Source organism: Streptomyces sp. URMC 126, assembly GCF_051386555.1.
Classification (GTDB): Bacteria; Actinomycetota; Actinomycetes; order Streptomycetales; family Streptomycetaceae; genus Streptomyces.
The window spans coordinates 1-13392 of record NZ_JBPQTX010000199.1; the positions used below are offsets into that span (position 1 = coordinate 1).

The following is a 13392-nucleotide window of genomic DNA, read 5'->3' on the forward strand; positions in this document are numbered from 1 at the left end:
GGCCTGGACGGGGCTCAGGGGCGGCTACGGGAGCGGCCCGGGCGCCCGGTTCGCGGCGCGGACGGCGCTCGCGCCCGGCGGCCTCGCGGAAGCGGCCGACGGCGGGCTCCCCGGCACCCCGGGAAGACGCTCTACGGGCCTCAGGGGGCCGGCCCCGGGCGCACCGGCGTGCCGGATCCCCGAGAGCGCCCCTGAGAGCCGTCAGGGCGCCCCTGAGGGCATGGCGCACGCCCCTGACGCGCTGGGCGGGACCCCTGACACCCTGGACGTGGCGGCCGACCCCGAGGACACCTACGCGCTGATCGAGGAACTGCTCGTCCTGGTCCGCCGGCGCCCCCGCGACTCCTTCGACGAACTGGCCGAACACCGCCTCGTCGAACGCCGGGCCCTGCTGGAACGGCACGCGCACCGCCGCCCGCCCCCGGCCGCGACCCCGGCGCGCGGCTGGGTGCACGGCGACTTCCACCCGCTCAACCTGCTGTACCGGGACGCCGAGCCCGCCGCGATCGTCGACTGGGACCGCCTCGGCGTCCGCCCCCGCGCGGAGGAGGCCGTCCGCGCCGCCGTGATCTTCTTCCTGCGCCCCGACGGCACCCTCGACTTCGCGAAGATACGGCCGTACGCCCGCGCCTACCGGCGCACCACCGGCGCCGGCCCCGAGGAGCTCGCCGCGGCGGTGCACCGCGTGTGGTGGGAGCGGCTCAACGACTTCTGGATGCTCCGCTGGCGCTACCAGCTCGGCGACCACCGCGCCGACCCCGGCTTCCCGGCATCGGCGGCATTGGCGGTGTGGTGGACGGGCGCGTACGAGGACGTACGGGACGCGTTCACGGACTGAGCCGGCCCCGGCCGCCCGGACTACGCGAAGAGGCGGGGCCGAAGCCCCGCCTCGTGGCGTCAGGGGGTCGTACCGCCCTCTGTGGTGTTGCTTCCCTGGGATGTGCCCTGGTTGGCCCCCTGGGAGGTGCCCTGCGTCGTGCCCTCGGTGGTGTTCCCCTGGCTGGTGCCCTGAGACGTGCCCTGGGAGGTGCCCTGACTGGTCCCCTGCGAGGTGCCCTGAGACGTGCCCTGACTGGTCCCCTGCGAGGTGCCCTGGGACGTGCCCGGCTTGTCGTCGCCGGTCGGCTTGTTGCCGGTCGGCTCGGTCGACGGCTCCTTGGTCGGGTCCGTGGACGGCGGGTTCGTGTACCGGTGCCTCGAACCGCCGGTGCTGCCGTAGTTGTCGTCCTCGTCGGAGGTGTCGCCCGACGTACCGGTCCCCGTGTTGGGTTCGGACGGCTTCTCGTGCTTGGGGGTCGAGGAGGAGCCGGTGGGCTCGGGGGTCTGCGGCGCGGAGTGGCTGGGCTTCTTCGTCGGGTCCGTCTTCCCGCCCTTCTCGCCCTTGTCCTTGGGAATCATCGCGTACGCCGCCACGGCGACCACCACCGCCGCCACCAGTGCGACGATGACGATGATTTTGTTGCGGCTGCTCCCGCCACCCCGCCCGTGCCCGCCCGGCGCGTAGTCGTCGTCGCCGTCGCCGCCGCCCGTGCCCTGGGGCAGGATCCGCTGCGGCGAGGTGTCGCCGTGCTGCGGGCGCGCCATGGCCGTCGTCTGGCCGAGGCCGGCGCCGCCCAGGACCTGGGTGGCCGCGGCGGCCGGGATCTGCCCGGTGTCCCAGGAGCCGGTGTGGCCGCCGGCCTCGTGCAGCATCTGGAGGCTGTACTGGACCAGCGAGCGCATCTCCTCGGCGCTCTGGAACCGGTCGTCCGGGTCCTTGGCCAGGGAGCGCATGACGAGCCCGTCGAGCTCCGGCGGGACGGAGTCGAGCACCTGCGACGGCGGGACGGGATTGTCCTGAACGTGCTGGTAGACGACCGAAAGCGGCGTCTCGCCGGTGAACGGCGGGCGGAGCGCCAGCAGTTCGTACAGCATGCAGCCGGTCGCGTAGAGGTCGGACCGGGCGTCGACGGTCTTGCCGAGGGCCTGCTCCGGCGACAGGTACTGGGGGGTGCCCATGACCATGCCGGTCTGGGTCATGGTGGACGCGGCGCCGTGCAGGGCGCGGGCGATGCCGAAGTCCATCACCTTGACGGCGCCGTTGTTGGTGATGATGACGTTGGCGGGCTTGATGTCGCGGTGCACGATGCCGTGCTGGTGGCTGTACGCGAGCGCGTCGAGCACGCCGGAGACGATGATGAGCGCCTGCTCGGGCGGCGGCGCCTCCGCGTTGAGCAACAGGTCCCGGATGGTGCGGCCTTCAACCAGTTCCATGACGATGTACGGCACGGTCTGGCGGCCGACGATGTCCTCGCCGGAGTCGTAGACGGCCACGACGGCGTGGTGGTTCAGCCCGGCGACGGACTGTGCCTCGCGGGTGAAGCGGGCCTTGGAGACCGGGTCCTCGGCCAGGTCGGCGCGGAGCAGCTTGACGGCCACGGTGCGGCCGAGGCGCACGTCCTCGGCGGCGAAGACCTCGGCCATGCCGCCGCGGCCGAGCCGGTGGGTGAGGCGGTAGCGGCCGTCGCCGACCATGCCGCCATTACCCCACATTTCCGGCACATCGGGCATTCCGCCCCCGTTGGCGTCAGGGTCGGACGGACCCTGGGCGCTCTGCGTCTGTGCCATCAGTCCTCGCCGTCGTGTCTGGCCGCTCGCGGGGGCCAAGCCTTGGGGCAGTGCTCACGCTGCTGAGCCGTACGCGGAGCAATGCAGTCTTCCGATAAGGCACGCTACAGGTTCCGCGACGCGCGCCGGTCGGGGATGGACGGGCAATCAAACCCGCAGCGGCCCGGGCAAGGCAAATTCCGTGACGGCTTGTCGCGCATCCGGTCACGGAACGGGCACGCGGCTTGACGTGCCCCTGGCCTGCGGCACACTTGGCCGGGATACGTGTCCGTGATACGTGTCCGGCCGGACGGGATCCGGCCGGATCCAACCTATGAGCCGGGCCCGGCCCGGGTGTCGCGTCACCGACCGACGCCGGTCGGCGCCGAGGGGGAAGCAAGACCATGAGCCAGGACGGCGCACAGGGCCGCTACGCGGGACGGGCCGTCGGCGGCGGCCGCTACCAGCTGCGCGACCTGCTCGGCGAGGGCGGCATGGCCTCCGTGCACCTCGCGTACGACTCGGTGCTCGACCGCCAGGTCGCCGTCAAGACCCTCCATACGGAACTCGGCCGGGAAGCGTCCTTCCGCGAGCGGTTCCGCCGCGAGGCGCAGGCCGTGGCCAAGCTCACGCACACCAACATCGTCTCCGTCTTCGACACCGGCGAGGACGAGCTGGACGGCTCGACGATGCCGTACATCGTCATGGAGTACATCGAGGGCAAGCCGCTGCGCTCCGTCCTCGACGCGGACGTGGCCCGGTACGGCGCCATGCCCACCGAGAAGGCTCTGAAGATCACGGCCGACGTGCTGGCCGCGCTCGAGGTCAGCCACGAGATGGGCCTGGTCCACCGGGACATCAAGCCCGGCAACGTGATGATGACCAAGCGTGATGTGGTCAAGGTCATGGACTTCGGCATCGCCCGTGCCATGCAGTCCGGGGTCACCTCGATGACGCAGACGGGCATGGTCGTCGGCACCCCGCAGTACCTCTCTCCCGAGCAGGCCCTGGGCCGCGGCGTGGACGCCCGCTCCGACCTGTATTCGGTCGGCATCATGCTCTTCGAGCTGCTGACCGGCCGGCTGCCCTTCGACGCGGACTCGCCGCTGGCCATCGCCTACGCGCACGTCCAGGAGGAGCCGGTCGCGCCCTCCACGATCAACCGCTCGATCCCGCCTGCGGTGGACGCCCTGGTGGCCCGGGCGCTGAAGAAGAACCCGAACGAGCGCTTCCCGAGCGCCGCCGCCATGCGGGACGAGTGCGCGCGGGTGGCCGGTACGGCGCGCACGGCGGGCTCCCCGATGATCGCCGGCGACGCGCCGGCGCCGGGCAGCGGCGCGGGGGTCTCCTCGGCGGTCTTCCCGCCGGTGGACCAGCAGGCGGTGCCCGGCCCGGGCATGCAGTCCGTCCAGACGCCGTACCAGGCGCCGCATCAGCCGAACCCCTACGGGGGGTACAACTCCGGTTACCCGACGCCCGCCCCGGGCGCCGTTCCCACGCCGGCCCCGTCCCCGTCCCCGGCGTACCAGACGCCGCCGCCGTACCAGGCCGCTCCGGCGCCCGCTCCCGCCGCCCGGTCCGGTGGCAGGGGCAACAAGCCGGTCATCATCGGGTCGGCGATCGTCGCCGCGCTGGCGGTCATCGCCGTGATCGCGGTCGTCTCCTTCAAGGACAAGGGCGACGACGAGCCGGCCAAGGCCGACGGCCCGGTCGTGGAGACGCCCCGGTCCGCCGCCCCGGTGGGGGGCTCCGGCGGCGGTTCGGCCGGGGGCGGCACCGGTGGGTCCGGGGGCTCCGGCGGCGGCAGTGGCAGCGGCGGCAGCAGTGGCAGCGACGGCAGCGACGGTGGGACGACCACCGCGAAGCAGCACAAGGAAGGCGACAAGTCGCGGGTCATCGAGCCCGAGAAGTGCACTCAGGCGCGCGACAGCTTCCTGGACAAGACGAAGAAGAGCATGCCGGACGTCAGCTTCCTCCACGTCGATTCGGTGAAGAAGTGCTTCCAGGACGCGCACTGGAAGTACCGCGAGGACAAGCAGAACGAGAACGTCTTCGGCAAGGGCACCGTCGTGATGCAGAGCCCGCAGAAGTACGACGCGTTCGACCCGAAGACGACCACGATCGTCATCACGGTCTCGACGGGCGACCCGGCGTCCTGACGACGGCGGGCACGGCCTGAGCACGTACTGAGCGCGCGGCCTGAGCGCGGCCTGAGCACCGCCGGGCGACCCGGGCCCCGCGGGAAAGCCGAGGGCCGGCTGCCGCGTGACGGCAACCGGCCCCTGGCTCCTCCGCTCCCCTTACGGGTGACGCGTCCCCTACGGGATCACAGGTACGGGCCCGAACGCGCCCCCTGCTGCGGACGGCCGCCGTCGCCCTCGTCGTCGCCGATGCCGGCCGGGAGAGCCCGGCGCATCTGCTCCAACTGGGCGCGCGCCGCCATCTGCTGGGCGAACAGCGCCGTCTGGATGCCGTGGAAGAGGCCCTCCAGCCAGCCGACCAGCTGGGCCTGGGCGATGCGGAGTTCGGCCTCGGTGGGGATGTTGTCATCGGTGAACGGGAGCGACAGACGCTCCAGTTCCTCCACGAGCTCGGGGGCGAGCCCGTCTTCCAGTTCCTTGACGGAGCTGTGGTGGATCTCCTTGAGCCGGACCCGGCTCGCCTCGTCCAGGGGCGCGGCGCGTACTTCCTCCAGCAACTGCTTGATCATGCTTCCGATGCGCATGACCTTCGCGGGCTGTTCGACCTGCTCCGTCACGGGGACCTCGCGCGACTCGTCGTCACCCGCCCCGCCGCCGGGGCTGGTGCTGCCGAGAGCCATGCCGTCCGGGCCTACGACCAGGATGTGCGGGCTCTCCTGCGACCGTTCGTTCCTCGGCATATCCATGCCGCCATTCTCTCGCACAGATGATTTCCCCCTGGTGATGCCCCCGTACGCGTCTGATCCACCGGCGCGCGCCGCCACGGTCACGCCCGGCCGGGCCCGAAGACGGACGTACGGACGTACGGACGTACGGACGTACGGACGACAGCCGGGCTGGTCAGCGCCGCCGTAGCCGCAGGGCCAGGAAGCCCAGGCCCAGGCCGGTGAGGGTCATGCCGGTCCCCAGGGGCAGGACGCGCATCACGGGCTCCTCGTCGGGGGCCGTCCGGCCGGTCCCGCCGTCGGCCCGGGCCGGTGCGGCCTCCGGAGGACGTTCCGGGACGATCCGTGCCGGAGTCCAGGCGGGTTCGGGCCGCAGACGGGCGTCCGGGTCGGCGGCCCCGGACCCGTAGGGGTCCGGTGTCGGCCCGGAAGGGTCGTCGGTGGTGTCAGGGGCGCGTCCGGGGTGCGGGCGCCCCTGACCCGCGACGGTTCCGGCGAGGCGCCCGGCGTCGGTGGCGGGCGGGCTCGCCGCAGTGGAAGGGGGGCCAGGAGGGGGCTGAGGGCGAGGAAGCGCGGGTGGCGCCAGGGCCGGAGGCGTCGCGAGGGAAGGAAGCGGCCCGGGCGGCCTGGGCGCCGCCGCCAGGGACGGCAGCGGCACTTGGGGTGTGAGGGGGAGCAGCGTCGCACCGGGTACCGGCGCTTCCAGGGGGAGCGGCGGCGGGACGAGAGGCACCGGCGGGGCGAGGGGTTGCGGTGGTGCCAAGGTCACGGACGGCACGGGTGGGGCGCCCTCGGCCCGTGCCACGTCGGACGATCCGGCGAGAACGGCCGTCAGCGCCACGCCGGCCAGGAACGCCGTACCGACCCGGCGCCCGGCCACGCGGGACGACACCCCGCCCGAAGCACCGTACGAAGCATCGCGCGTAGCCCCGGACGATTCCCCGAAGGCCGAGGAAGCCCAGGGCGCCCGGGACGTTCGATACGCCTGGGATGTTCGGGACGCGCGAGGCGGCGGGGACGAGCAAAGCCCCCGGGGCAGCCGCGCCCGGACAGCCGGAAGCATGTCGGCCATCGAAGCGATCACCCGTCCACCGTCACACGCCCGCACCACCCGGGCACGCCGGGCGGCCGGACGGGTGACGGCGGCGGCGACGTCCCCGGTGCCGCCGGTCCGCCGGCGCCGCTGGTGCCGCCGCCGTCACAGCCCGTCCGGGCAGGCCTCAGCCGGTGGTCAGGAGCACCTTCCCCACGTGTGAGCTCTCCTCGACGACCCGGTGCGCCTCGGCCGCGTCCCGCAGCGGCATCGTCCGGTCGACGACGGGGCGGACCCGGCCGCCCGAGACGAGCGGCCAGACGTGCTCGCGGACGGCCGCCATGATGGCCGCCTTCTCGGCGAGCGGCCGGGAGCGGAGCGTGGTCCCCATGACGGCGGCCCGCTTGGTCAGCAGCTTGCCGAGATCGAGCTCGGCCTTCCGGCCGCCCTGCAGACCGATGATGGTCAGACGGCCGTTGAGGGCCAGGACGTCGATGTTCCGGTTCAGGTACTTGGCGCCCATGATGTCGAGGACGACGTCGGCTCCGGCACCGCCCGTCACCTTGTGGATCTCCTCGACGAAGTCCTGCTCCCGGTAGTCGACGAGGATGTCGGCGCCCAGCTCGCGGCAGCGCTCCAGCTTCTCCCGGCTCCCGACGGTGACCGCGACCCGCGCCCCGACCGCCTTGGCGAGCTGGACGGCCATGGTGCCGATGCCGCTGCCGCCGCCGTGTACGAGCAGCGTCTCGCCGGGCCGCAGGTGGGCGAGCATGAACACGTTCGACCAGACCGTCGCGGTGACCTCGGGCAGGGCGGCGGCCGTCACGACGTCCAGCCCGTCGGGCACGGGCAGCAACTGGCCGACGGGGACGGCGACCTTCTCCGCGTAACCGCCGCCGGCGAGCAGCGCGCAGACCTCGTCGCCGACCGCCCAGCCGCTCACCCCCGGGCCGAGGGCCGTGATCCGGCCGGAGCACTCCAGGCCCGGGTACGGGGAGGCGCCGGGCGGCGGGTCGTAGAAGCCCTGACGCTGTACCACGTCGGCGCGGTTCACGGCCGTCGCGACGACCTCGACCAGCACTTCCCCCTCATCCGGCACGGGATCGGGGACCTCGGACCAGACGAGCGCGTCGGGTCCGCCGGGCTCGGGAATGGTGATCGCATACATGGCGCGAGGCTACTCCTCGCATGCCCGGCCCCCCTAGGGACGGCCACGTAAGTGCCACACCCCGAGCCGGTATCAGGGATCATGGGCGGGTGCCGAATCCACCGTCCTCCGCGCCCCGGAACCGGATGACCGGCGGCAGCCGCTTCCCCGATACCCCGGACATCCCCGACCACCACAGGGGTGGCAGGCTCCTCCTCAAGTCGCTCTGGCGCCGTACCCGGGCGGAGGCCGAGGACGCCGAGGCGGGCCGTTCCATCGTGCTGCCCGTCCAGCACGTCACCGCGCCCCTGCAACAAGTGCTGCGGCGGCTGGTGATGGCCCTGATGGTGCTGGTGCTGACGACACTCGTGGTGTGGCTGGACGGCGACGGCTACCACGACAACGCGGGCGGCCGGGTCGGCTTCGTCGACGCCGCGTACTACGCCACCGTCACCCTGTCGACCACCGGCTACGGCGACATCACGCCGGTGAGCGACGCGGCCCGGCTGACGAACATCTTCGTCGTCACCCCGCTGAGGGTGCTGTTCCTGATCATTCTGGTCGGCACCACGCTGGAAGTGCTGACCGAGCGGACGCGCCACCAGGTCCGCATACACCGTTGGAGGTCCCGGATGCGCGACCACACCGTCGTCATCGGTTACGGCACCAAGGGCCGGCACACCATCGAGACGCTGATCGGCCAGGGCCGCCCGAAGGACCGGATCGTCGTCGTCGACCCGCAGAAGAAGGCCGTGGACGCGGCCGCCTGCGACGGGATCGTGGGCGTCGTCGGCGACGGCACCCGCTCCGACACCCTGCTCCGGGCCGAACTCCAGAACGCCTCCCACGTGGTGATCACCACCGAACGGGACGACACCGCCGCGCTCGTCACCCTGACGGCCCGTCAGCTCAACAAGCGGGCCACGATCGTCGTCGCCGTACGCGAGGACGAGAACGTCCCGCTGCTGCGGCAGAGTGGTGCGAACACGGTGGTGACGAGCTCCAGTTCGGCGGGGCGCATGCTCGGCATGTCGATGGTGAGCCCCTACGTCGGCACCGTCATGGAGGACCTCCTGACCTACGGGACCGGCCTGGACGTGGTCGACCGTCCGGTCACCAAGGCCGAGGCGGGACGCTCGCCGCGCGACTGCGCCGACCTCGTCGTCGCCGTCGTCCGGGGCCACCGCCTCCTGAACTTCACCGATCCGGAAGCGAACCCGCTCCGTCTGACCGACCGAGTGATCACCATCCGGCAGGCCGCGGGGGCGGCGGAGTAGGGCGGGGAGGGCGGACGGGAACGGAGGATGCGGGCGGAGGGTGCGGAGGGCCACGTCGTACGGCGTTCCGTCTCCCCTGCCGCTCACGTCGAACGGGTGCTCCGCGACCACGCGTCGAGCGCGGCGAAGTCCCCGTCCCTCAAGCCCCTTAGGGGGTCGACCCGGTGGAGGAGGGCCCCTACGGGGTGATGGGCCCGTACCCAGCGGCGGTCGGCGTCGCCGATCTCGTCGTCGACCCAGGCGAAGGGGCGGCCGTCCGCCCACTCGACGAGAGCCCGGGTCTTCCAGTGCGGTACGGCCCGTCGGGCGGGGGCTCCGACGGCGACCACGCCCACCTCGTCCGGCGTCTCCGATGGGTCCGGCTCGTCCGTCGGCTCCGGCCGGACCACTACGGGAAGCGGGGGCAGCCCCAGCCAGGGGGCGACACAGTCGTTGGCGTCGGACATCCAGGTCGTCGCCCACACCAGTTCGTACGGCAGGGCGGCGAGCCGGGGGCCGAGGGCGGGATCGATCCGGGCGATCAGGGGGTTGCCCCCGTCGCCCGTCGTCCCCGGCGCGATCCAAGGGCTGAGGTAAGTGGGGTAACCGCCTGGGAGTTGCCGGTCCGTCGCGCCGAAGGGGATGAGGGGGCCGTCGACGTCGAGGAAGAGGAGCGGCAGCGCTGAACCTGTCATGCCCGGACCGTAACGGGTGGGACAGGCGCGTCAGGGCTGACGACCCTGCCCCTACGGGTCCGGGGCGGGTGTCGCGACCCCGCGCCACCGCCTCTCATCCGACCCCGCCCCCCGTCGCCGTCCACGGCAGGTCGAGGAGGGCCACCCGGCCCCGGGCCGTGTTCCCGCCCGGCGGGATCACCGCCATGGCGTCGGCGGCGGCCAGCCCCCGCAGCATCGCCGGACCGTGGAAACGCAGCGGACGCGCTCCGTCGCCGCCGCGCAGCACGACCGGCACCAGGCGGGTGTCGGACGGGTGGCTCGGCACGGGCCCGGTGAGCAGGGCGCGGCGGAGCGACGGCGCGGCGCGGCCGGAGAGACCGCGCAACAGGGGCTCGGCGAGCGTGATCAGGCCCGCGACCGCCGCCAGGGGGTTGCCGGGGAGGCCGACGAGGTGCCGCTCGGGGGTGAGCCGGGCGAGCAGCATGGGGTGCCCGGGCCGGACGGCGACACCGTCCACCAGCAGCTCGGCGTCGAGACGGCGCAGGGTGGGGTGCAGGTGATCGCGGGGGCCGGAGGCCGTGCCGCCGGTGGTGATCACCAGGTCGGCGTCGGTGCCGGCGAGCGCGTCGTGCAGCGCGTCGGCGTCGTCCCCCAGCCGCAGCGTGCCCGTCGTCTCGGCCCCTAGGGAACGGAGCCAGGGTTCGAGCATGGGCCCCAGGGCGTCCCTGATACGGCCGTCCTGCGGCAGTCCTTCGTGGACGAGTTCGTCACCGAGGACGACGACCAGCACGCGCGGGCGCGCGGTCACGGACAGCCCGTCGTGGCCCGCGGCCGCGGCGAGGCCGAGGACCGCCGGGGTGACCAGCGTGCCCGCGGGCAGCAGTTCGTCGTCCCGGCGGCACTCCTGGCCGCGCGGGCGGATGTCCTGGCCCTGGGCGGTCCGGCGGGTCGGGTGCAGTTCGTTGCCGCTCGCGCGGCCGTGTTCGGAGCGCAGGACGGCCGTAGCCCCGGCCGGTATACGGGCGCCCGTCGCGATCGGCACGGCGTGCCCGTCGCGCAGGGGCTCGTCCCCGGAGTGACCGGCGAGGATGCCGTGGCCGGCGTCCTCCGGCAGGCGCCAGGGGCCCGGGCCCGCCACCGCCCAGCCGTCCATCGCCGCGGTGTCGAACGACGGCAGGTCCGTCAGCGCGGTGAGCGGCGCGGCGAGCGTTCCCCCGACCGCCTCGGCCAGCGGCCGGGTGCGGGCGGGCAGGGGCTCGGCGGCCCCGGCCGCGATGCCGCCGGCGGTGGCCCAGGGGGTCGGCCGCCGGGGCGGCCCTGACGCGGGCCGGCTGTGGCCGGGCCCGAGGCGGGCGGGGTGGACGGGGCCGGGTCCGGCCTGGTCGAGGGGGCCGGAGGGGCCCGTCGCGGGGACGGTTTCTTCCGCGCGGCACTCGTTTACGACTCCGTCCCCGCCGTCGGTCGCGGCGCCGGCTGCGGCTTCCACCGCGTCGTCCTCGCCGGCCGGGGTGCCGTGCCCACTCGCGCCGGAGCTCTCGTCGCGGTCGCCGTTTCCGGGTGTCGCGGCGACGGTGTCGGGACGGCCGGGCGTGCCCACCGCCGCCGCCTCTTTCTCCTCGATGACGGAAGGGTCGGAGTTCCGGGGCGTCCGGGCACCCTTAGGGGACTTGCCGCCCCTAGGGGACTTGGGGGGCCCGGGTTGCTTACGGGTGCCGCCCCGAGTCGCGACCCGCTCCGTTTCCGCGTCCTCGGGGTCCTCAGCGGCGTCGGAGGCGGCAGGGTCCGTGTTGGCGGCGTCGGAGGCCTCGGGCCCCGTCCCGGCACCGTCGATACCGTCGGCCCTCTCGCTCTTGCCCGTACCGCCGTCCGGGTGACGCCCGCCGTCGTCCGTACCGACGGTGACCTCACAAACCGACTGCCAAATGTCGGTCAAATCCCCGACGTCATCGGGGCGATGCCGCTCCCCGGCCGTCCGTGCCCTGCCGTCCCCAGCCCCCGGCCCGGCGTCCGCCGCCCGTGCCGGGTCCACCGGGCTGCGGTCCGCCGGGCGGCGTCCCCGCCCGTCACCGTCGCGAGCGCGCGCGGGCCCGTCGGCGACGGCAGCCTCCCGTACGGACCGCCAGACATCGGTGAGACCCTCGCCGCCGTCGGTGCCCGGGCCGCCGGATTCACCGGGACCGTCGCTCTTCCGCGCGGACGCGCGCACGGGCCGGGGAGGCGGGCCCTCGTCGTCGGCGCCGTCGGTCATGTCGCGGATCGACCGCCAGACGTCCGTCAGCGCCTCACCGCCCCGTGATTCACCGCCCCGTGATTCACCGCCCGGCTCGCCGGCGGCCTGGGCGCCCGCGATGTCTCCGGTCGAACGCATCCCTGCCCCTACGGCATCTCGGACACGCGAAGGCTCGTCCGCACCGGCGACCTCGCGGATCGACCTCCAGACATCCATCAGCGCCTCGTCGGCCGGCCGTTCGCCTCGTCCTGCCCGTTCCGGTCCTGCCGGGCGCCCGCCGGGGACTCGGGCGTCACGGGCCCCCGGAACGGCCGGTGACCGGGTGCCGGCAGCGGTGCCGGTTCGTTCACCGCCGCCCTCGTGCGCGCTCCCCGAGGGCCACTTCTCGGCGGAGCGACCCTGGGAAGGTCCCTCGGAGGAGGCCCCGGAAAAACCCCCGGCCGGCACGGCTCCTCCCGTACCCGCTCCCGTAGCCCCACCCTCGAACGGATCCCCGAGAGGGTCACCCTGATGCTCGTCGAAAGGCAGGAATCCGCCCTCCACAGGCGCCACCCGCCGTTCGGGTTCGCCGCCATGGTCGCCGGAGAGCAGGGCCAAGGCCTCGTCCGTGGCGCGCTCCAGCGCCGCCGCGTCCGCGTCGCGATCCCTCATGAGGGAGGTCCCGCGGGGGTACCGGCCGGGGAGCCGCCCTGCTCCGCCGCCCACCGCTCGGCCAGAGCGGCCGCCTCACGGGCGGCTTGCGCGACCGCTTCCGGCCCGCCACCGCGCTTGGCGGCCGCGTAACCGACGAGGAAGGTGGTCAGAGGGGCGGCCGGCCGGGCGACACCATGTGCGGCATCACGGGCCAGGTCGAGCAGGAGCGTTCTGTCGACCTCGAGTTCCATGCCGAGTTCTGCCTTGACCGCGGCGATCCATTCATCGAGCACGGTCCCATCGTCCCTGATCCGGGCGCGGGCCGTGGCGATGTCCTCCCAGGTGTCGCAGTCGAACGCCGCGGCGTGGCGGGGCAGCCGGGTCAGGGACAGCCCCTGGGTGAGCATCCGTACGGGAAGGCCGGCAAGGTCCCCGTGTTCCGTGGCCAGCCGGGCGAGTTCACGGCGGACGGGTCCCACGCGGTACGCGGCGACGAGCGGCTGGTCACGCCCGTCGGCGTCGGTCAGGACCGCTCCCTCGCCGCCGTCGAGCGCGGCCTCGCGAAGGGCGCGCAGCGTCCCGGCGTCGAGGAACGGCAGGTCGGCGGAGAGGACGAGGACGACCTCCGCCAAGGTGTGCCGAAGCCCGGCGGCCAGGGCCGCCAGCGGGCCGCCGCCGGGCGGCTGTTCGCGCGCCCAGGTGACCGGCCGGACCGTGGGCCGCCGGGGCCCTACGACCACGGTGGCGCGTGCGCCGGCGCACGCCCCGAGCACGCGGTCGAGCAAGGAGCGCCCGCCGACCCTCACGGCGGGCTTGTCCGCCCCGCCCAGCCGCCGGGCGGCTCCCCCGGCGAGTACGACCGCGTCGAAAACCGTGTCCGTCACCCCCGCAGTATGCGCCCGCAGGGAAGGAAGCGTTCCGCCCACCTCCCCCGGCCCGCCGGTGCGCACGGCGGTTCAAGCAC

10 protein-coding genes are annotated in these 13392 nt (G+C 73.9%); 3 read left to right on the forward strand and 7 right to left on the reverse strand.

What is annotated here, in order from left to right:
* Window positions 1–838, forward strand: an 838-nt coding sequence (locus ACSNOK_RS22250; RefSeq protein WP_436782508.1) for a phosphotransferase, incomplete at its 5' end; no start/stop codon positions are given.
* 59 nt (window positions 839–897) lie between these two features.
* Here ACSNOK_RS22250 and ACSNOK_RS22255 read toward each other — a convergent pair.
* Complete coding sequence (locus ACSNOK_RS22255) at window positions 898–2607, reverse strand: protein kinase domain-containing protein (RefSeq protein WP_436782509.1); 1710 nt, start codon at window positions 2605–2607, stop codon at window positions 898–900.
* A gap of 383 nt (window positions 2608–2990) precedes the next feature.
* On the opposite strand from ACSNOK_RS22255, the gene ACSNOK_RS22260 reads away from it, so the two are divergent.
* On the forward strand, window positions 2991–4745 hold the full coding sequence (locus ACSNOK_RS22260) for a protein kinase domain-containing protein (protein WP_436782510.1): 1755 nt from the start codon (window positions 2991–2993) through the stop codon (window positions 4743–4745).
* 167 nt (window positions 4746–4912) lie between these two features.
* Here the strand turns inward: ACSNOK_RS22260 and ACSNOK_RS22265 are convergent, their stop codons facing one another.
* From ACSNOK_RS22265 to ACSNOK_RS22275, 3 genes are all read right to left on the reverse strand, one after another.
* Complete coding sequence (locus ACSNOK_RS22265) at window positions 4913–5473, reverse strand: bacterial proteasome activator family protein (RefSeq protein WP_436782511.1); 561 nt, start codon at window positions 5471–5473, stop codon at window positions 4913–4915.
* 154 nt (window positions 5474–5627) lie between these two features.
* Window positions 5628–6332, reverse strand: a complete 705-nt coding sequence (locus ACSNOK_RS22270; protein ID WP_436782512.1) for a hypothetical protein — start codon at window positions 6330–6332, stop codon at window positions 5628–5630.
* 340 nt (window positions 6333–6672) lie between these two features.
* Window positions 6673–7653 carry an NAD(P)H-quinone oxidoreductase gene (locus ACSNOK_RS22275; protein ID WP_436782513.1) on the reverse strand — a complete coding sequence of 327 codons (981 nt, stop codon included), beginning with the start codon at window positions 7651–7653 and terminating at the stop codon, window positions 6673–6675.
* Between the two features lie 89 nt (window positions 7654–7742).
* On the opposite strand from ACSNOK_RS22275, the gene ACSNOK_RS22280 reads away from it, so the two are divergent.
* Window positions 7743–8909: a potassium channel family protein gene (locus tag ACSNOK_RS22280; RefSeq protein WP_436782514.1), complete on the forward strand. Its 1167-nt coding sequence runs from the start codon at window positions 7743–7745 to the stop codon at window positions 8907–8909.
* Between the two features lie 83 nt (window positions 8910–8992).
* Here the strand turns inward: ACSNOK_RS22280 and ACSNOK_RS22285 are convergent, their stop codons facing one another.
* The 3 genes from ACSNOK_RS22285 to ACSNOK_RS22295 all read right to left on the reverse strand — a co-directional run bounded on the left by ACSNOK_RS22285 (window position 8993) and on the right by ACSNOK_RS22295 (window position 13312).
* Window positions 8993–9583, reverse strand: a complete 591-nt coding sequence (locus ACSNOK_RS22285; RefSeq protein ID WP_436782515.1) for a hypothetical protein — start codon at window positions 9581–9583, stop codon at window positions 8993–8995.
* 94 nt (window positions 9584–9677) lie between these two features.
* Window positions 9678–11051 (reverse strand): molybdopterin molybdotransferase MoeA, encoded by a 1374-nt coding sequence (locus ACSNOK_RS22290; RefSeq protein WP_436782517.1) that lies wholly within the window; start codon window positions 11049–11051, stop codon window positions 9678–9680.
* Window positions 11052–12442: 1391 nt separating this feature from the next.
* Window positions 12443–13312 (reverse strand): NTP transferase domain-containing protein, encoded by an 870-nt coding sequence (locus ACSNOK_RS22295; protein ID WP_436782516.1) that lies wholly within the window; start codon window positions 13310–13312, stop codon window positions 12443–12445.
* Window positions 13313–13392: the final 80 nt, after the last annotated feature.

What these genes read in the sequence shown, in the direction of transcription:
- ACSNOK_RS22255 (WP_436782509.1), bottom strand. Translation starts at nt 2,607, where the DNA reads ATGGCACAGACGCAGAGCGCCCAGGGTCCGTCCGACCCTGACGCCAAC.
- ACSNOK_RS22260 (WP_436782510.1), top strand. Translation starts at nt 2,991, where the DNA reads ATGAGCCAGGACGGCGCACAGGGCCGCTACGCGGGACGGGCCGTCGGC.
- ACSNOK_RS22265 (WP_436782511.1), bottom strand. Translation starts at nt 5,473, where the DNA reads ATGGATATGCCGAGGAACGAACGGTCGCAGGAGAGCCCGCACATCCTG.
- ACSNOK_RS22275 (WP_436782513.1), bottom strand. Translation starts at nt 7,653, where the DNA reads ATGTATGCGATCACCATTCCCGAGCCCGGCGGACCCGACGCGCTCGTC.
- ACSNOK_RS22285 (WP_436782515.1), bottom strand. Translation starts at nt 9,583, where the DNA reads ATGACAGGTTCAGCGCTGCCGCTCCTCTTCCTCGACGTCGACGGCCCC.